The following is an 18,613-nucleotide window of genomic DNA, read 5'->3' on the forward strand; positions in this document are numbered from 1 at the left end:
AAGTTCATTATGGGTTTTACGAGTACAACCATAGTTTTGTTTAAACATGACTTCTTGTTCGGGAGTTAAATGAAGCTTAACAACCACACCTCGAATATATTCGCCCATAAATCTCATTCCTCCAGTCCAATATATATAATATTTTTATTTCATTATCTAAAATGGAAAACATCTACTCTTTTTTAAAACAACAATTAAAATCACATTTAATTGAATAATATCTCATTTATAATTACTCCTATATAAAAAATGAGAGAGAGCATTTGAAAAGTAATCGAATAACGAACTCAGAGCAATTTTTCAAACCCAAAACAATTTTTCATACCCAAAGCAATTATTTAATAATCCAATAACAAAAAAGTATACTGAATAAAAATTCATGACATAAAATAGCCTCAAAAAAACGCAAATAAAATAAAACACAATAAAATTAATTAAAAAAGACAGTACACCCCATAGTGCAATTCATCCACAACTTGCAGAAGTTGTGGTATTCTTGCATTTTAAAGATAAAAAAAAACTTGCACAAAATCTACAAAATTTTTAGTAAGGTGCTGTGTTTTGCACACCCTACTCAATGTAATCAAATCTTGTCTCTAAAATAATGATTAACGCAAAACCAATTACGGCAATGATTAAACATGGGAAAAGACCTGAAAAATTTAAACCCGCTGAATTTATGATTTCTACAGCCGGAACCTTTAAAGATCCAAGCATAACCCCAATAAGAAATGCCATTGTAACATGTTCATGGTTTTTAAGAAGATAATTTAAGATTTTTGAAAATCCAAGAATACCTATTAAAGCACCTACAACAAAAGTAATGATTTCTGCGAAATGAAGCTCGTGAAGTGCTGTCAGCATGTATTCATATTGACCTAGAAGCAATAATAAAAATGATCCTGAAACACCCGGCAAAATCATTGCACAGATTGCTATCATACCTGAGAAGAATAGGACAATTAAAGAATGGTTTGCAGCCATAGGATTTAAACTTACAAATATGTATGTTAAAACAGCACCTATTATGGCAAATAGAATATTTTTTAAGTTAATTTCATTTAATTTCTTAAATAGGATTACTGCTGAAGCTATGATTAAACCTAAGAAAAATGAATAAGTTAATGCAGTATGCACATCCATACAATATGTAACAACTTTTGCCAATGTTAAAAAAGCAACTCCAATACCTAAAACCAATGGAATGAAGAATTTGAAATCAATCTCTTCCAATATGCCATTGACAAAACCTCTGCCATCTCCCCTAAGCAATGGTTTTATAAATCCAAACTTAATGTTACTTATCGCTTCAACCAAATGCCCATAAATTCCAGTAATTAATGCAATTGTTCCTCCAGAAACTCCTGGAACAATATCCGCCGAACCCATAAGGACACCGCGAATAAAAATTAAAATTGCCTCTTTAAAATCAAAACTCAATTTATCACCCAAAATAATTATTATTATATTTGATTTAATTAATTAAATAATTTATTCCAAAAAAAAGTAAAATGATATAAGAAAGAATTATTTTCCTATATCTTCAACCAACTCCTTTGCATATGGAGTGATGTTTTCATCAAGCATTCTTTCTAAAAACTCCCCAGTATATGTGCCTGATTCGGCAACTTCCTCAGGTGTTCCGGTAGCGATAACCTCTCCACCGCCGTCACCCCCTTCAGGACCCAAATCGATAATGTGGTCAGCTGTTTTAATGACATCCAAATTATGCTCAATAACAACAACTGAATTGCCGGCATCGGTTAATCTAGCAAGCACATCCAAAAGCCTTTTTATATCTGCAAAATGAAGACCTGTGGTCGGTTCATCCAAGATATACAATGTTTTACCAGTGCTGCTTCTTGACAGCTCTTTAGCTAGCTTAATCCTTTGAGCTTCCCCACCGGACAATGTAGTTGCAGGTTGTCCGATTTTCATGTAACCCAATCCGACATCATACAATGTCTGAAGCTTTTTGGTAATTTTTGGAATGTTTTCAAAGAACTCCAATGCCTCTTCAACAGTCATTTCCAAGACCTCATAGATATTTTTACCTTTATATCTTATATCCAGGGTCTCTTCATTGTATCTTTTGCCCCCGCATACTTCACACGGCACATAAACATCTGCCAAAAAGTGCATTTCTATTTGAACTATACCGTCACCAGAGCATGCTTCACATCTTCCTCCTTTTACATTAAATGAGAATCTTCCAGGTTTATATCCTCTGGCTTTGGATTCTGGAGTGTTTGCAAACAGATCACGAATATCTGTGAATACACCAGTATAAGTTGCAGGATTGGATCTTGGAGTTCTTCCGATTGGCTTTTGGTCGATTGCAATGACTTTGTCAATGTTTTCCAAACCTTCAATCTCATCGTATTTTCCGGCGAAAGTGAATTTTTTAGCGAGTTTTCCTTTTGTACCCTTGTATAGGATTTCATTTATCAAACTGCTTTTACCAGAACCGCTGACCCCGGTTACACAGGTAAACTTGCCTAACGGAATTTCAACATCAATATGTTTTAAATTGTTCTGTGCAGCTCCCTTGATTGTTATAAAGTTACCGTTACCATCCCGCCTATTCTTTGGAATGTCAATTTTTTCAGCTCTTGAAATATATTGGCCTGTAAGGGAATCCGGATTTTTCATAATATCCAAAGGTGTTCCCTGAGCTACCACCTTACCGCCATGTTCACCTGCACCTGGACCTATGTCAACCACATAATCCGCAGATAAGATGGTTTCTTCGTCATGCTCAACAACAACCAGAGTATTGCCCAAGTCCTTAAGTCTCTTTAATGCTTCAATGAGTTTAATGTTATCCCTTTGGTGAAGACCGATACTCGGTTCATCCAAAATGTATAGTACTCCCACAAGACCTGACCCTATTTGAGTTGCCAAACGGATACGTTGAGCTTCACCACCGGATAAAGTACCTGAAGACCGTGACATTGACAGATAATCAAGACCTACTTCAACTAGAAAACTTAAGCGCTCTTTGATTTCCTTTAAGACTTCCTTTGCAATGAAATTTTCTCTTTCTGTAAGCTCCAAGTCCTGGAAAAACTGATATGAATCTTTAATAGGCAAGTCACATACGTCAATGATTGATTTTCCACCAACGGTTACTGCCAATACTTCCGGCCTGAGTCTTTTTCCACCACAAATATGACATTTTCTATCGCTCATGAACTTTGAAAGGTATTTTCTTGAATAATTGGACTTTGTTTCAACATATAATCGTTCCATTCTTGGAATAACACCTTCAAATTTACGATTAACCATGTAAGATTTATTTCTTCTCTTGAATGTGAATGGAATTTTTTCATTGCATCCATAAAGAATTGTATTTTGATACTCCCCATCCAATTCATTGAATGGAACATCCATACTGAAATTGAAATGTTTGGAGACTGCTTCAAGCATCTGATAATAGTAATTTTCTCTTGTAGATGATTTGGACCATGGGGCAATAGCCCCTTCATTTAATGTTAATGTATTATCGGGAACAATCAGATTTGGATCGATTTCCATTTTAGAACCGATTCCGTTACATTCAGGACATGCCCCCTGAGGAGCGTTAAATGAAAACATCCTTGGAGTCAACTCTTCAAAGTTTATTCCACAGTCGACACAAGCAAAGTGTTCTGAGTACCTTTTCTCATATTCATCATCATCTGCTGTGAATAAAACTGTAATCAGACCTTCAGAAAACTCTGCAGCAGTTTCAAGAGAATCGACAAGCCTTCTTTTGAAATCAACATCACGTCTGATTTTAAGCCTGTCAACAACAACATCGATGCTGTGCCTATAAGTCTTTGGAAGGTTAATGTCTTCCTCCAAATCTCTAATCTCCCCATCGACACGGACCCTTACAAATCCCTTGTTTCTTAAATCATCCAGAACATCCTTATGTTGACCTTTTTTGTCACGGACAATCGGAGACAGGATTTGGATTTTAATTCCTTCACCTTCTTCTATAACTGATTCTCCTATTTGGCCAATGGTTTGCTGTGATACTTCCTTTCCACAGTTAGGGCAATGAGGAATACCAATTCGTGCATATAATAATCTTAAATAATCATAAATTTCAGTAATTGTACCTACGGTGGACCTTGGGTTTTCCCTTGTTGTTTTCTGATCAATTGAAATAGCAGGAGACAATCCCTCGATTGATTCCATTTCAGGCTTTTTCATTTGACCTAAAAATTGCCTTGCATAAGCAGATAATGACTCAACATATCTACGCTGTCCTTCAGCATAAATTGTATCAAAAGCCAATGAAGACTTACCTGATCCACTAATACCAGTAATTACAATAAATTCATCTCGGGGAACACTCACATCAATATCTTGTAGATTGTGCTCACGTGCACCCTTAATGACAATTTGTTTTTTAGATTCTTCAGCCATAATTATCTCCATTAATTTAGTTATATATTATTAGAACAAACTAGTTTATAAAATATTTCAGAGAGCATTTGAAAAGTAAAATATGCAATAACTTTAAAAAAATAATTTTGAAATGAAACTATGAAAAACACGCATTAATAAAAACTATTTATCCAAACCCTTCAAGGCATAAAGCTTATTTCTTAAATCTGCAGCTCTTTCAAAGTCAAGTCTTGAAGCTGCATCTTTCATATCCTTTTCCAAATCCCTTATAAGCAATTGAAGTTCATCCTTAGGCATTTTAGTAATGTCGGTTCCAATGCCTTTGTATTTTTCATCCTCTTCTGCAAGTTTTTCTTTTAATGTTCTTTGAGTGGACTTTGGAATAATTCCATACTTTTCATTGTATTTCATTTGCAGCGTACGCCTTTTAAGTGTAATATCATATGCATTCTTAACTGAATCAGTCATTTTATCCACATACATTATTACACGACCATTAACATTTCTTGCAGCTCTTCCAATGGTTTGTATTAAAGAAGTTTCGTTTCTAAGGAATCCTTCTTTATCGGCATCCAAAATAGCCACCAAAGACACTTCAGGCAAATCAAGACCTTCACGAAGAAGATTTACTCCAACAAGCACATCAAACTTACCACGTCTCAAATCGTCAACAATGTCAATTCTCTCCAGAGTATCAATTTCAGAGTGCATATACCTTACCTTTACACCAATCCTCGCATAATAATCTGTCAAATCCTCTGCCATTCTTTTTGTTAAGGTAGTAACCAAAACCCTTTCATCCTTTTCGGCAGTCAATTTGGCCTCTTCAAGCAAATCCTCAACCTGACCTGTAACCGGCCTGATTACTACTTCAGGATCCACCAAACCAGTCGGCCTAATAATCTGCTCGACGACATTTCCAGACCTTGAAAGCTCATATTGGGCAGGAGTTGCAGAGACATAAATTACCTGATTGACTGATGATTCAAACTCGTCAAACCTCAATGGCCTGTTTTCCTTTGCAGAAGGCAATCTGAATCCGTAATCAACCAAAGTTTCCTTACGCGCACGGTCCCCGTTATACATTCCCCTAATCTGCGGAACGGTAACGTGGGATTCATCAATTATTGTTAAAAAATCATCAGGGAAATATTCCAAAAGAGAATAAGGCTTATCTCCCCATTGACGACCAGAAAGGTGCATTGAATAGTTTTCTACACCCGGACAATATCCCATTTCCTGAAGCATTTCTATATCAAAACGTGTTCTCTGCTCCAATCTTTGCGCTTCCAGCAACTTTCCTGTTAAATTAAGTTCCTGAAGCCTTTCATCCAATTCGGCAGATATTTTGGAAAGTGCAGTGTCCATTTTGTCCTGTCCGACTACAAAATGCTTTGCAGGGAAAATCATGTATCTTTTAAGAGATTCCTTTTTTCTTCCGGTGACCTTGTCAATCAAGCTAATCGCATCGATTTCATCGCCAAATAGCTCAATTCTTATTGGAGGTGTTCCATGAACAGGATTTATTTCAATGACATCCCCTCTGACTCTAAACTGACCTCTGTCAAACTCAATGTCATTTCGTTCATATTGCATGAAAATGAGTTTGGCTATTATTTCGGATCTGTCATAGATATCGCCAACAGATATTCCAAAGGCAAATTCCCCATAATCCTCAGGAGAACCAATACCATAGATGCAGCTTACACTACTGACAACGATAACATCATCCCTTGACAATAATGATTGGGTGGCGGAATGCCTCATTATGTCAATATCATCATTAATGGAAGCTTCCTTATCTATGAAGGTATCCGTTCGAGGCACATATGCTTCCGGCTGATAATAATCATAATAGCTGACAAAGTATTCAACTGCATTATCCGGAAAGAATTCCTTAAATTCCTCATACAGCTGTGCCGCTAAAGTTTTATTATGTGAAATAACAAGAGTGGGTTTTTGAACCTTTTCAATAACATTCGCCATTGTGAAAGTTTTTCCTGAACCAGTCACTCCCAAAAGAGTCTGTTCTTTTATTCCCTCATTTATCCCTTCAGCTAAAGAATTAATTGCTTTTGGTTGATCACCCAGCGGTTTATAGGGAGAATTTAATTTGAATTCCTTCATAATATCTAATTTTCAATAGAAATATTAAAGCTAATATGGACATATCTTGGAGCACAGCAAGGGATTACCTTTTCATCCCTTATTGTCAAATCACCATAGGAATTGAGTTCTTTTTTCAAATCTTTTTTGATGTCTGAAACAACATCTTCATTATAAATCCTTAAAGAACCTAAAAATACAGTTTTAGCAGACATATTCATTACTGATACGCTTTCAACAATATCTTTTTCAGCATATTTGGCTAAAATATTATTTGATTTATCTACAAGCTCCGCTTTAATTTTTTCCTTATCCATAAGCATTTTATTCCCTCAATGCATCGGCAATAGCTTTTGCAATTGATACACGTGATGTATCTGAAGATAGACTATTGGTACCAATAATTTTACCTGCTCCTGCTGAATAAATCCTTGTAGCACCGTTATTTGTTAGAATAGGATGTACACAACATACATCAACCGCTGAGGCACCATATTGCTTTAAAATGTTAATGGCATTTACAATTGTTCCGCCTGTAGCTATAATATCGTCGACAATAATTGCATGCATGCCTTTTACTGAGTCAATATTAACAGTATTGTCACTTTCACTGTCACATCTGACATCCACAATTCTGGTTTCCACCTTGTCAGGTCCCAAACGTACCTTAGTTAGGTATGTACAATCACAGCCAATGATTTCAGAAATTTCCTGTGCAAAACCATATGCACCCTTATCCGGTGCAATGATAAGAGGCTTTTCATCAGTCTTTTTAAAGAATTTTTTATTCAAATATTCTGCAATGGCGGGCATTGCGGAGATATTTTTTGCAGGAATATCAAAGAAATTTAAAACGCAAGGTTCATGAACATTGAATGTGTAAAACTCATCAGCACCAGCAGATTCGATTAGTTCACAGATGATTTTTGCTGAAATTGTCTCGCCGGGATTGAAACGCTTTTCCTGTCTTGCATAACCCAAGTATGGAACTACAACCTTTACCTTTTTAGCTCCCAAATCTTTAAGATTGGCAATGATGAACAGCAATTCCATCAGATTTTCATCCTGAGGATATCCTGTTGACTGAATAACAGTCACTTCATCTTCAATTTCACCAGTAATTCTCAAATATCTTTCTCCATCCGGAAATTTCTTAGTTTCAACATAACTTACTTCTTCGCCAAGTTCACGAGCAACATGAGCGGCTAAATCTTGAGAAGCTGAACCACCAATAATCACAATATCACCAAATATTTTATTAATAATTATTATGTTTGTGATAATTAAAAAAGTTAAGTATTAATATTTAAAGAGTGTATAAAAATTAATCATGAAAAAATTATTTATAATTCTTGCAGTCCTTGCATTAATAATTGTTGGAATTTTGGCCACAACCCTTGTCAGTCCAATATTGGTTATTGCTGAAGACTCAGGAGAGGATGCGAGCATCGACATGGCCGCCAAGTTCACTCTAACAGGTTATGAATGGGTATATCCTGGAAGTTCAGTGAATGCTGCAGGTCAAACATTGCATAATGTCCACATAGACAACCCTCAAGATCCATATGGTGCTGCACGAGACATTATAACCTATTCCTATAACTATACTCCACACATAATAGTTAGCGTAAACAACGATGCCGCCGAAGCAATATTCGGTTCAACCATTGTAGACGACATTCGTGCAAACGACGCATATAACGGTTATCCAGGTAATGAAAACGTTCAGGGAACTATGGATAGGGGAGATGCGGTGGATACTGCAATGAGCCACAACGGAATGAACATATTCCAAGTTCCTATACAATTTTTAATGGGGAATATCAGACCTATTTTTGTATAATTTCCCCTTCTTTTTTTTAGTGCAACATAATATAAAAAGATAAGCCTACACCTACAGCAGAGATAATGAACTGTATCACACCGTGTATTTTAAGCTCTTTTACAGGTGCCTGAAGCAAATAAAACGGCATGAAAAATCCAAAGAATGCGAATGCACTCATTGTAGTATTTTTAGTCAAAAGTCCGAAAACCACTCCGCTCCAGGATAAAAAAATAGTAACAATATATGAAATCAAAACCGCCTTTTTGTTGATTTGGGGCTGCTGGCCTGTGTAAATGTAGACCTGTTTAGGCTTTAGCCCTTCAACCAATGGAGTGCCACATTTAGCACAATAGTCATACTCGTCCTGATTTTCAAATTCACAGTTTTTACATATTCTTGTCATTAGATTAAATTAACATTTCAAAATATATAAAACTATTTTTCTTTAATCATGGCAATTTCCCTAAATGTTTCGCCCAAATAGTTAACATTGTCTAATTCAGTATAATATTTAAAGCCCAATTTTTCCAAAACCCTTTTTGACTGGTTGTTTTCTATCCGGTATGTTGCAAAAATTCTCTCAATTTCCAAATCATCAAAGGCATGCTCAATTATAGTTCTTGAAGCTTCAACAACCAAACCTCTGCCCCAGTATTTCTCGCCAATCCAATATCCGAGTTCGCCTGAGCCGTCACCCCAGTAATGATTGCCGTCAGGATGGATTAAAAGGCTAACACAACCGATTGGAATTTCATCAAGAGTGATTGCATATGTTTCCCTTTTAGAAAATATAGTATTGATAATGTTTAAACTATGTTCAACACTTTCGTGAGGTGGCCATCCAGCAATTGGACCTATTTTCGGATTTTTTGCAAAATGATACAGACATTCCGCATCACCTTCTTCCCATGGCCTTAAAATTAAGTTTTCAGTTTTAAAAATCATAAAAAAAAGAGTAAAAAAAGGGATAAATTCCCTTATTTCTTCATAGCTTTTTCAACAGCAACCGCTACGGCAACACTTGCTCCTACCATAGGGTTATTTCCCATACCAATCAGTCCCATCATTTCGACGTGAGCAGGTACTGATGATGAACCTGCAAATTGAGCATCGGAGTGCATTCTTCCCATAGTATCTGTCATACCATAAGATGCAGGGCCTGCTGCCATATTATCAGGATGCAATGTTCTTCCGGTTCCTCCTCCAGATGCTACTGAGAAGTATTTTTTACCTTGTTCAATGCATTCCTTTTTATATGTTCCGGCTACAGGATGCTGGAAACGTGTCGGATTAGTTGAGTTACCTGTAATTGATACGTCAACAGCTTCCAGATGCATAATTGCCACACCTTCCCTTACATCATCAGCACCGTAACATTTTACTTTAGCCCTTTCACCATCAGAGTATGCTTTTTCTCTAACTACTTTAACTTCCCCAGTAAAGTAATCAAATTCTGTCTGAACATAGGTAAATCCGTTAATTCTTGAAATAATCAATGCAGCATCCTTTCCAAGACCGTTTAAAATAACTCTTAAAGGTTTTTCCCTAACTTCATTTGCAGAGTTTGCAATTCCAATAGCTCCTTCAGCAGCTGCAAAACTTTCGTGACCTGCAAGGAATGCGAAACATTCACTTTCATCACTTAAAAGCATTGAAGCCAAATTACCGTGACCAAGACCAACTTTTCTGTCATCCGCAACACTTCCAGGAATGCAGAATGCCTGAAGACCTTCACCAATAGCTTTTGCCGCATCAGATGCCTTTACACAACCTTGCTTTACAGCAATTGCTGCTCCAAGAGTGTATGCCCAGCAGGCATTTTCAAAACAAATCGGTTGAACGCCTTTTACGATTTCATAAGGGTCAAATCCTTTATCAAGACAAATTTGTTTTGCTTCTTCAAGGTCTTTAATACCATATTTTTCCAAAACAGGAATGATCTGATCGATTCTTCTTTCATAACTTTCAAATAAACTCATTGTAATCACTCCTTCCTCGGATCAATTTTTTTAGCGGCATCGTCGAATCTTCCATATTGACCTGTTGCCTTTTCAATAGCATCCATTGGGTCAACACCATCCTTGATTGCATCCAACATGACACCCAAGTTAATGTATTTATAGCCTATTATCTCATCATCTTCATCAAGACCAATTTCGGTAATGTAACCTTCAGTCAGCTCCAGATATCTTGGTCCTTTTTCCTTTGTGGAAAATATTGTTCCGACCTGGCTTCTGTGACCTTTTCCCAGATCCTCCAAACCTGCACCGATTTGAAGGCCTCCTTCTGAAAATGCTGATTGTGACCTTCCGTAAACAATTTGAAGGAACAGTTCACGCATTGCAGTGTTTATCGCATCACAAACAAGGTCTGTGTTTAATGCTTCTAGAATTGTTTTTCCAATCAGTATTTCACCAGCCATAGCTGCAGAATGAGTCATTCCGGAACATCCTAAAGTTTCAACTAATGCCTCTTCAATAATACCATCTTTAACGTTTAATGTTAGTTTACAGCATCCTTGCTGCGGTGCACACCATCCTATACCATGAGTAAAACCTGAAATATCAGACACTTCTTTAGCCTTTACCCATTTGCCCTCTTCAGGAATTGGAGCAGGCCCATGATTTGCACCCTTGCGAACAGGACACATATTCTCTACTTCAGTTGAATAAATCATCTTTTTCAATCCTCAACAAGTTTTAATTTTATTAGACATATAATATATTAGAATTATATCAATTTAATATTTTAGGATAACATTTAAAATAATCACAATTAATATACTCAAAAACCATATTAAGATTATGAATGTTAAAGATGGAATAATCGGTTTGTTGATTGGTGATGCACTGGGCGTTCCTGTCGAATTCAAACAAAGAGAATACCTTGAAAAAAATCCCGTTACTGATATGATAGGTCATGGAACATACAATATGCCTGCAGGAACCTGGAGTGATGATTCATCAATGACAATAGCTACAATGGCAAGCATCGTCAATAAAAAGGCTGTTGATTATGAAGACATTATGAATGAATTTTGTGAGTGGATTTTCAACGAGAAATATGTGCAGTATTGCGTATTCGATTACGGAATTACTACAAAAAACGCATTGGACAACTACCACTACAAAAATCTGCCGGCACTGGAATGCGGATGCAGTGGCGAAAGGGACAACGGAAACGGATCTCTGATGAGAATTCTTCCGCTTGCATTTATCCCAAATATAGACTATGAGACAATCGAAAACGTTTCTGCCCTAACACATGCCCACGAAAGGTCAAAAATAGCTTGCGCATTATACATCGAAATTGCCAAATCCATGCTTGAATATGATGATTTGACCATCAGAGAACACATTAAAAAAGCCAACGACAAAATTATAAAGCATTACAATGACTCTGAAGAGTTAAAACACTTCAATAGAATATTTAATGACAATTTAGACGATGTTGACACCATCAGAAGTGGAGGATATGTAATTGATACCTTTGAAAGTGTAATACATTGTCTTGAAAATACTGGCAATTATAGGGATGCAGTTCTTAAAGCCGTCAACCTGGGCCATGACACCGATACTGTAGCTGCCATTTGCGGAGGACTTGCTGGAATTTATTATGGTTTTGATGAAATCCCTATAGATTGGATTGAATCAGTTAGTAAAATTAATCAAGTGCTTTCATTATGTGAAAAATACGAGGCGTTTTGTGATGAATATTAGTGAAACCATTAAGAATATTAGGGCTTCCTGCGATAATTATGTAGACAAAGATTTGGTAGCCACAGTCATTCATGACAACTACTATATGGGAACCAACAACATTTTAGAATTTGACGAATATGGAATTAAAAGCGGAGATTCCTATGAAGACAGGATTTTAAAAATTCTAAACTACGAAAATGTCTTTCTGGCAATTGGAATGTTTGCATTTATCCCAGTTATCAATGAATGTGACATATATTCCGTTAAGGATTATAACATCAAGATGACACAGGAAGAATTCGACAAATATGCATATGAAAAAGAGAGAATATTCGGAATATTAATCAAAAAGAATTCAAGCGATTTCATCATCGGAAGCACAGACCTTTGCGGATGCAGTATTGAGGCTTCCTTTGAGGAAATAGAAAAAAGTAATTTAAAATTTTACAAAAAAATAGAAGAAATTATAGATGATTCAATCATCTATTAATCATTTTCTTTTTAATTTCTTCCCACATCGCCTGCTCTTCACCACATCCGGTCATGATTACATAGTCATAGTCAGAGTTACGGGCAAGTTCAGCTAATTTTTCTATTCTAACGGCCATTTCATCATAGCTTAAAGGATAAAATTCAGCATCAGGATATTCCTTTTTCATTATTTCATAGTACTCGCGAGCCTTATCTATGGATTTTCTTCCAGGAACAACAATAAGATGTGCTGGATTCATGCTTTTGATAACTTCAAAATGGTCTTCAAAGATTTCCTCTTCATCCTCATCGGGAGTTGTATAAATGAACTCCAGAGGCCCGTCAACATACTGGTTCATGAACATTGCATTGATTCTGGCAGCATCTCCATTGTCTCCCTGACCAAGTCCAACGAATTTTCCTCCTATATCTACGACCTCAAACCTTCCAGGAGGAATGAAAGACATGTCCAGATTGTTGAATACATTTTTAACAGTGGATTCTATGTTTTCAACTTTAGGAGTGAATGTTGCATATGTTGTTATTGAAGCCAGTGTATTGTAGATATTGTGGAAACCAAACGGAGGCACGGTAACTTCCACATCAAATTTGACATTTTTTGAAACAGTGTAGTTAAATAAATCACCCTCAATTGTCAATTTCCATGAATCTACATTCAATTCAATGTTTGTTAATTTTACATTTAATTTAGGACGTTTAAATCCGCATCCACATGTATAGATTCCCCTATGATTTAGGAAATGTTTGGAATATGTCAGCATTTCACCACATTTTGGGCATTCAATACTTTCGCCGTTGATGTCCTCTACACCATCACAGTCTATACCATAGTAGTTTATTTTAACATCCTTTTCCTTATTAAGACCAATCAAGGCTGTTCTTGGATCATCCGCATTAGTTACGATGACTCCCCTTTGCATACCTTGAGACAATAATATTTTAGCTTTATAATAATCTTCAAAAGGATTCTTTACGCCTGCAACTTGTGTATGTTCCTGGGAGATAGTTGTATAAACTACTCCAATAGGGTCAACAACCCTTTGAACTGTGTCCGGAATACCATATTTGATATTACGAATACCATATTCAAAAACACCCAAATCTCCTTTTTGTTGAATGAATGCAGAGGCTATAGCATTAATAGTGTTACTCTCAAAACTACTTCTGATTTGAGTATCTGATGATAATAATTTAATTAATAGTGTTGTAGTAGTTGTCTTACCGTTGGTTCCTGTAAGAATTACTGAACCGATTCCCATATCCTTTGACAATTCTGAAACCGCATCAACACCAGCAATTCTTGTAAAAATAATCCCTGCAAAACTTTTACCACTTCCAGACCCAAGTTTGGAAAATGGTCCACCTACCTTAGCTATAAATTTTGCCATACTAATTTTAAAACTACTCATAGTTTAACCTTTGAAAATAAAAATATATAAAAATTTGTATAAAAAATAGAAAAAGAATAATCCAACTTAGTTTGTAGTTGGATTTTTAATATTTGTCTGTGGAACTTTTTCAGCGACTTTGGAACCGATATTCTTCATTTTTTCAATTAATGAGTCTTTTTTAGAACCACTAATTAAAATGTTTTCCAAAACATCACTCAAAGTTTCAGTCGGGATGATTTCAATCATATCCTCATATTTTTTCTCGATCATAACATCTTTCAAGTTGGATTTAGGAATCAATACCTTTTTCATTCCGGCTTCAGCAGCAGCTTCGATTTTAGCTGTTGCACCACCAATAGGCATTACATCTCCGCGTACATTAAGTGAACCTGTTAATGCTACAGTCTGGTCTATTGGAATTTCCTCAACTGCAGAAATGACCGCTGTTGCAATACTTACACTTGCAGAGTCACCTTCCACACCATCATAAGTCTGTATGAATTGAACGTGAATATCATAGTCAGAAATGTCTTTGTTAGTGTATTTTTTAATTAATGCACTTACATTCTGTACAGATTCCTGAGCTATTTCACCTAATTTACCGGTAGCGATAATTTGACCACCGCTTTTAGATTGTGTCGGCGCTGCTTCAGCAGCAATTGGTGAAACGATTCCGCTCCTATCACCAATTACGGCAAGTCCATTTACAAGACCTACCCTTCCTCCTTCAGCAGAAACCATACTGTAATCTTTTCTTTGCAATATTGACCTGTCTGCAATTTGCTGTTCTAAAGTTCTGGCAAATTTCTTAGCTTCAAATACATGTTCAGCAGTTACAAGTTCATCGCCTTTTTCAATTGCCACATCTCCAGCAGATCTTACCAAACCACCAAGATCCCTTAATCTTAAGGTTAAAGCGTTTTGTTTACCTGACCTTCTTTTTGCTTCCATAATGATTTCATCAAGTGCATCTGGAGTAAAGTGAGGAATTCTTCCATCATTTTTAACTTCCTGAGCAACAAACTGAACCAGTTTTTCTCTGTTTTCAGTGGTATCTTCCATGTAATCCTTCATGAACACTTCATATCCGTATCCTCTTATTCTTGACCTCATTGCAATATGCATTCCTTCAAGAACCTGTAGGTTACCGGATGCAACAAGAACAAAGTCACATGGTGCGGCCTGTGATCTTACCATTGCACCACTTGAGTTTTCGCTTTGACCGGTAATGGAATATTGCTTTTCCTGCATTGCAGATAAAAGCTCCTGTTGAGTTTTCATTGACATTGTACCTATTTCGTCAATGTATAAAACTCCCCTGTTAGCTTTGTGAATCATTCCAGCCTCTACACGCTCATGTGCTGGAGTTCCAAGACCTCCTGATTGATATGGGTCGTGGCGAACATCTCCCAATAATGCTCCTGCATGAGCACCTGTCGCATCCATGAACGGTGCAAATCTGGACTCTTCATTATTGACCAGTAATTTAGGAGACATTGTATTGTTTTTAGGTTTAATCTGAATTGAAATAAGTAAAATTAATGCAGCAGCAATAATAGACTCCAATAATCTGCCGTACATAAATCCAATAACCAAAACTCCACCGATGGCGAACATTGTAATTATGGTTTTTCTCTCTTCATGTCCTTTAACTGACCCTTTAGTTGCCTTTACAATTTTTTTACCTTCACCTGCAGGCACTGTTCTGATTAAAGGATGGTTATTGTCCTCCATATTCGGATATACCAAAATATCCTGTAAAGTTTCATGAGGTAAAATCTGTGCCATTCCCTTAGCAAGCATGGATTTTCCAACACCAGGATCCCCAATTAATAAAACATTTCTCCTTTGTTTAGCTGCTTTTTTAATTGTTTCGATGGATTCTTCATGCCCAATAACTTGGTCAATTAATAAAGGTGGAACATCAATATCCTTTGAGCTTTTTATATTATCATAATCCAACATAGGTTTAGTTTCTTCGCTAGAGGTTGATTCTTTTACTTCGCTTTCATCTATTACATCATTAGAAGAATCTTCAATTGATTCTTGTTCTTCAAATTTCATAAAACTAACCTCACTTCTATCAATAAATTCATCATTAAAAAATTAAGTTTACAATACTATTTAAATATTGTTTATTAAGTATATAAAAAGTTTTCTATTTTAGTAAATAAAGGTTAGTAAAATAATACGGCCAATACAAGACTGCATGAAAAACAAAAATTCAACTTCAACAAAAATCGAACATATTTCAATTTCATATCATTATCATTATCATATGATGAAAAAATAATTAAATAGATTATAAATTATATTTAATATAAATAACAAAAAAATTAATCAAAAAGAATGATAAAAAGCAATAAATATATAATATAATTAAAAATAATTATTATTACGAGAATTTATTCGATGATATATTCTTGTTAATCGAGTTTGATTGATGTGTTTAAAAAAAATATTCCCAAAAAGTTATCAATTATTTCATAGTCAGACGTATTTAAACCCCCTGATAAATAAAATAATACATTTTGAGAATATACTGTCCAAAACACATCTTTCAAATAAGATTAAAAAAATCAAATGAAATTATACTTTTTTTAAATTTAAAATTATTTATAATATTAACACAATATATTTTTACATGACAAAATGTATCATGGTTCAGGGAACATCATCAAATGCGGGCAAAAGCATGCTTGTAGCTGCTTTATGTAGAATATACAAAAATAGGGGATACAATGTTGCTCCTTTCAAATCCCAAAATATGTCTTTAAACTCATACACCACAAAGGAAAACGGCGAGATTGGAATTGCACAAATGCTGCAGGCTGAAGCTGCAATGATTGAACCAAGCATACATATGAATCCGGTCCTACTTAAACCAAAAGGAGACTTTACATCCAATGTAATTATTCAAGGAAAATCCATTGGAGATATGAATTTCTATGATTACCAGCACAAATACCATGATAGAGCTTTTAATGCCATGAAAGAAAGTTTCAAGATTCTGTCAGATAAATATGACATCATAGTTATTGAAGGAGCAGGTTCGCCTGCCGAAATCAATATGCGAGATCAGGACATAGCAAATATGGAAATAGCCCATATGGCTGATGCAAATGTTATCCTAATAGCAGATATTGAAATGGGAGGAGTTTTTGCAGCCATTGCTGGAACCTACGTCCTGCTTGATGACTATGACAGGTCACGTCTGAAAGCAACAGTAATCAACAAGTTCAGAGGAAATCTCGACATTTTAAAACCCGGTCTTGACAGGATTGAAGAAATAACCGGAGAACCAGTCCTGGGAGTTCTTCCCTATGACGAAACATTGAAATTGCCGGAAGAAGACTCCGCATCACTAACCACACATGACTTTGCAGAAGACAAAGACATTACCATCGGAGTAATCAGACTGCCTAAAATAGCTAATTTTACAGATATAGATCCATTTGAATACGAAGATGACGTGGCGCTTAAAATGATTGGCGTTAATGATGATATTGGAGATGTAGATGCAATTTTAATTCCCGGAACACGTAACTCAACAGAAGACATGTTTGCACTGAGGGAAAGCGGACTTGCCGATAAGATTATTGAAAAATCAGATGAAATACCAATCATTGGAATCTGCGGAGGATTGCAGATTCTAGGAAATGTCATCCATGATGAAGATAAACGTGAATCCAAACATGGAACCATAAAAGGTTTGGGATTGCTGGATATCGAATCAAGTTTCTCAAGAGCCGGAAAAATAGTTACACAATCAACCGCCACAATTCCAGATAATCTGGATGGTCTTGCAGGCGAAATATTCAAAAATATAGTCGGAGAGGAAGTTACAGGGTATGAAATACATGAAGGTACAACAGAACTGTTATCCTCTAACGCCCTGTTGAACATCAAAAAAGGACAGGGAAACAATGAAGATGGCAAACTCGATGGAGCTTCAAACCAAAATGCATTTGCAACATACTTCCATGGCATATTCCACAACTATAACTTCAGAAGAGAATTTTTGAATTATATTCGTGTTAAAAAAGGCCTTGAAGCAAAATACGGTGAAGACCCTTATGAAACTCAAAAGGACTATTCCCTAAACAGATTGGCTGAAATTGTTGAAGAACATTTGGACATGGACATCATTGACGAACTGCTGTTTTCATGAAAGCATTTCCTCAATAGTCCTTAAATTGTCACACTGAATCATTACCAATTTATCACCTTTCAAATAATTAAAGTAATATCTCGGATGGGAATTTTTAACCAAACCGGCAGAGGTTGTAGCCTCATCACTCTTAAAAATGCCTTCAACTCCATTGATGGACTTGTTTTCATATGTTCCATCATTCAAATCATTTAAATCAATACCGCCATCCAATTTAAATACGGCAATATCCAACAGCAATATCTCGTTTTGTTTAAACGATTTTTGAGATTTGTTAAGAACATGCACAGAAACTTTATCCGGAAGATTAATTTCTTGTGATGCATTATCCTCAAAATATCCAACGGCAAACGTAAAATTTATCCCTCCAATTTCTAGAGTTTTAGGTGCGGGAGTCTGGAACTTTGGTCCGGCAACCTTTTCAGGAGCACCTTCATAGGCCATGAAAAGAATAATTAAGGATAACAAGAAAAAACCAATAGCAAAAGCTGTTTTTTTATCCATTTTATCATCTTAAAAATGAGAATAT

Annotated in this window: 17 protein-coding genes; 4 read left to right on the plus strand and 13 right to left on the minus strand. The window is 35.8% G+C overall.

What is annotated here, in order from left to right:
- The 6 genes from QZV68_RS10250 to QZV68_RS05800 form a co-directional block, all read right to left on the minus strand.
- A partial coding sequence (locus tag QZV68_RS10250) for a helix-turn-helix domain-containing protein (RefSeq protein ID WP_363137046.1) occupies positions 1–117 on the minus strand: 117 nt, incomplete at its 3' end.
- A 453-nt stretch (positions 118–570) separates the two neighbouring features.
- Positions 571–1,389: a DUF368 domain-containing protein gene (locus QZV68_RS05780; protein ID WP_296879511.1), complete on the minus strand. Its 819-nt coding sequence runs from the start codon at positions 1,387–1,389 to the stop codon at positions 571–573.
- Positions 1,390–1,527: 138 nt separating this feature from the next.
- Positions 1,528–4,416 (minus strand): excinuclease ABC subunit UvrA, encoded by a 2,889-nt coding sequence (gene uvrA / locus QZV68_RS05785; RefSeq protein WP_296879453.1) that lies wholly within the window; start codon positions 4,414–4,416, stop codon positions 1,528–1,530.
- 144 nt (positions 4,417–4,560) lie between these two features.
- Positions 4,561–6,525: an excinuclease ABC subunit UvrB gene (gene uvrB, locus QZV68_RS05790; RefSeq protein WP_296879454.1), complete on the minus strand. Its 1,965-nt coding sequence runs from the start codon at positions 6,523–6,525 to the stop codon at positions 4,561–4,563.
- A gap of 5 nt (positions 6,526–6,530) precedes the next feature.
- Positions 6,531–6,827, minus strand: coding sequence for a hypothetical protein (locus QZV68_RS05795; protein WP_296879456.1), 297 nt, complete (start codon positions 6,825–6,827; stop codon positions 6,531–6,533).
- A 1-nt stretch (position 6,828) separates the two neighbouring features.
- Positions 6,829–7,743: a ribose-phosphate diphosphokinase gene (locus QZV68_RS05800; protein ID WP_296879458.1), complete on the minus strand. Its 915-nt coding sequence runs from the start codon at positions 7,741–7,743 to the stop codon at positions 6,829–6,831.
- 91 nt (positions 7,744–7,834) lie between these two features.
- Here QZV68_RS05800 and QZV68_RS05805 point away from each other — a divergent pair, with 91 nt between their 5' ends.
- Positions 7,835–8,347, plus strand: a complete 513-nt coding sequence (locus QZV68_RS05805; RefSeq protein ID WP_296879460.1) for a hypothetical protein — start codon at positions 7,835–7,837, stop codon at positions 8,345–8,347.
- 16 nt (positions 8,348–8,363) lie between these two features.
- Here QZV68_RS05805 and QZV68_RS05810 read toward each other — a convergent pair whose 3' ends face one another.
- The 4 genes from QZV68_RS05810 to QZV68_RS05825 are packed head-to-tail and all read right to left on the minus strand — an operon-like array spanning position 8,364 to position 11,006.
- Positions 8,364–8,732: a zinc ribbon domain-containing protein gene (locus QZV68_RS05810; RefSeq protein ID WP_296879462.1), complete on the minus strand. Its 369-nt coding sequence runs from the start codon at positions 8,730–8,732 to the stop codon at positions 8,364–8,366.
- Positions 8,733–8,764: 32 nt separating this feature from the next.
- On the minus strand, positions 8,765–9,274 hold the full coding sequence (locus tag QZV68_RS05815) for a GNAT family N-acetyltransferase (RefSeq protein ID WP_296879464.1): 510 nt from the start codon (positions 9,272–9,274) through the stop codon (positions 8,765–8,767).
- Between the two features lie 32 nt (positions 9,275–9,306).
- Positions 9,307–10,308, minus strand: coding sequence for a GGGtGRT protein (locus QZV68_RS05820; RefSeq protein ID WP_296879466.1), 1,002 nt, complete (start codon positions 10,306–10,308; stop codon positions 9,307–9,309).
- Positions 10,309–10,313: 5 nt separating this feature from the next.
- Positions 10,314–11,006 (minus strand): iron-sulfur cluster assembly scaffold protein, encoded by a 693-nt coding sequence (locus QZV68_RS05825; protein ID WP_296879468.1) that lies wholly within the window; start codon positions 11,004–11,006, stop codon positions 10,314–10,316.
- Between the two features lie 127 nt (positions 11,007–11,133).
- Between QZV68_RS05825 and QZV68_RS05830 the strand changes: the two genes are divergently transcribed.
- Together QZV68_RS05830 and QZV68_RS05835 are read left to right on the plus strand one after the other, a co-directional pair.
- Entirely contained in the window at positions 11,134–12,048 is a 915-nt protein-coding gene (locus tag QZV68_RS05830) for an ADP-ribosylglycohydrolase family protein (RefSeq protein ID WP_296879470.1), read from the plus strand.
- A complete protein-coding gene (locus QZV68_RS05835; RefSeq protein ID WP_296879472.1) occupies positions 12,038–12,520 on the plus strand; it encodes a hypothetical protein in 483 nt (160 codons plus the stop codon). The genes QZV68_RS05830 and QZV68_RS05835 overlap by 11 nt, the downstream gene beginning before the upstream one ends.
- Here QZV68_RS05835 and QZV68_RS05840 read toward each other — a convergent pair.
- Positions 12,510–13,931: a Mur ligase family protein gene (locus QZV68_RS05840; protein WP_296879474.1), complete on the minus strand. Its 1,422-nt coding sequence runs from the start codon at positions 13,929–13,931 to the stop codon at positions 12,510–12,512. The two genes, QZV68_RS05835 and QZV68_RS05840, sit on opposite strands and share 11 nt — an antisense overlap.
- A gap of 66 nt (positions 13,932–13,997) precedes the next feature.
- On the minus strand, positions 13,998–15,878 hold the full coding sequence (gene lonB, locus QZV68_RS05845; RefSeq protein ID WP_296879513.1) for an ATP-dependent protease LonB: 1,881 nt from the start codon (positions 15,876–15,878) through the stop codon (positions 13,998–14,000).
- A 679-nt stretch (positions 15,879–16,557) separates the two neighbouring features.
- Between lonB and cobQ the strand changes: the two genes are divergently transcribed.
- On the plus strand, positions 16,558–18,084 hold the full coding sequence (gene cobQ, locus QZV68_RS05850; protein WP_296879476.1) for a cobyric acid synthase CobQ: 1,527 nt from the start codon (positions 16,558–16,560) through the stop codon (positions 18,082–18,084).
- Here the strand turns inward: cobQ and QZV68_RS05855 are convergent.
- A complete protein-coding gene (locus QZV68_RS05855) occupies positions 18,079–18,588 on the minus strand; it encodes a hypothetical protein (protein ID WP_296879478.1) in 510 nt (169 codons plus the stop codon). The two genes, cobQ and QZV68_RS05855, sit on opposite strands and share 6 nt — an antisense overlap.
- Between the last annotated feature and the right edge of the window lie 25 nt (positions 18,589–18,613).

Origin of the sequence: uncultured Methanobrevibacter sp. (genome assembly GCF_902801725.1) — an archaeon.
Taxonomy (GTDB): domain Archaea; phylum Methanobacteriota; class Methanobacteria; order Methanobacteriales; family Methanobacteriaceae; genus Methanocatella.

Bases quoted from the DNA above. Each gene is read 5' to 3' on its own strand.
- QZV68_RS05780 (WP_296879511.1), bottom strand. From the start codon at position 1,389: ATGGGTTCGGCGGATATTGTTCCAGGAGTTTCTGGAGGAACAATTGCA.
- uvrA (WP_296879453.1), bottom strand. From the start codon at position 4,416: ATGGCTGAAGAATCTAAAAAACAAATTGTCATTAAGGGTGCACGTGAG.
- uvrB (WP_296879454.1), bottom strand. From the start codon at position 6,525: ATGAAGGAATTCAAATTAAATTCTCCCTATAAACCGCTGGGTGATCAA.
- QZV68_RS05795 (WP_296879456.1), bottom strand. From the start codon at position 6,827: ATGCTTATGGATAAGGAAAAAATTAAAGCGGAGCTTGTAGATAAATCA.
- QZV68_RS05805 (WP_296879460.1), top strand. From the start codon at position 7,835: ATGAAAAAATTATTTATAATTCTTGCAGTCCTTGCATTAATAATTGTT.
- QZV68_RS05810 (WP_296879462.1), bottom strand. From the start codon at position 8,732: ATGACAAGAATATGTAAAAACTGTGAATTTGAAAATCAGGACGAGTAT.
- QZV68_RS05815 (WP_296879464.1), bottom strand. From the start codon at position 9,274: ATGATTTTTAAAACTGAAAACTTAATTTTAAGGCCATGGGAAGAAGGT.
- QZV68_RS05820 (WP_296879466.1), bottom strand. From the start codon at position 10,308: ATGAGTTTATTTGAAAGTTATGAAAGAAGAATCGATCAGATCATTCCT.
- QZV68_RS05825 (WP_296879468.1), bottom strand. From the start codon at position 11,006: ATGATTTATTCAACTGAAGTAGAGAATATGTGTCCTGTTCGCAAGGGT.
- QZV68_RS05830 (WP_296879470.1), top strand. From the start codon at position 11,134: ATGAATGTTAAAGATGGAATAATCGGTTTGTTGATTGGTGATGCACTG.
- QZV68_RS05835 (WP_296879472.1), top strand. From the start codon at position 12,038: ATGAATATTAGTGAAACCATTAAGAATATTAGGGCTTCCTGCGATAAT.
- QZV68_RS05840 (WP_296879474.1), bottom strand. From the start codon at position 13,931: ATGAGTAGTTTTAAAATTAGTATGGCAAAATTTATAGCTAAGGTAGGT.
- lonB (WP_296879513.1), bottom strand. From the start codon at position 15,878: ATGTTGGATTATGATAATATAAAAAGCTCAAAGGATATTGATGTTCCA.
- cobQ (WP_296879476.1), top strand. From the start codon at position 16,558: ATGACAAAATGTATCATGGTTCAGGGAACATCATCAAATGCGGGCAAA.
- QZV68_RS05855 (WP_296879478.1), bottom strand. From the start codon at position 18,588: ATGGATAAAAAAACAGCTTTTGCTATTGGTTTTTTCTTGTTATCCTTA.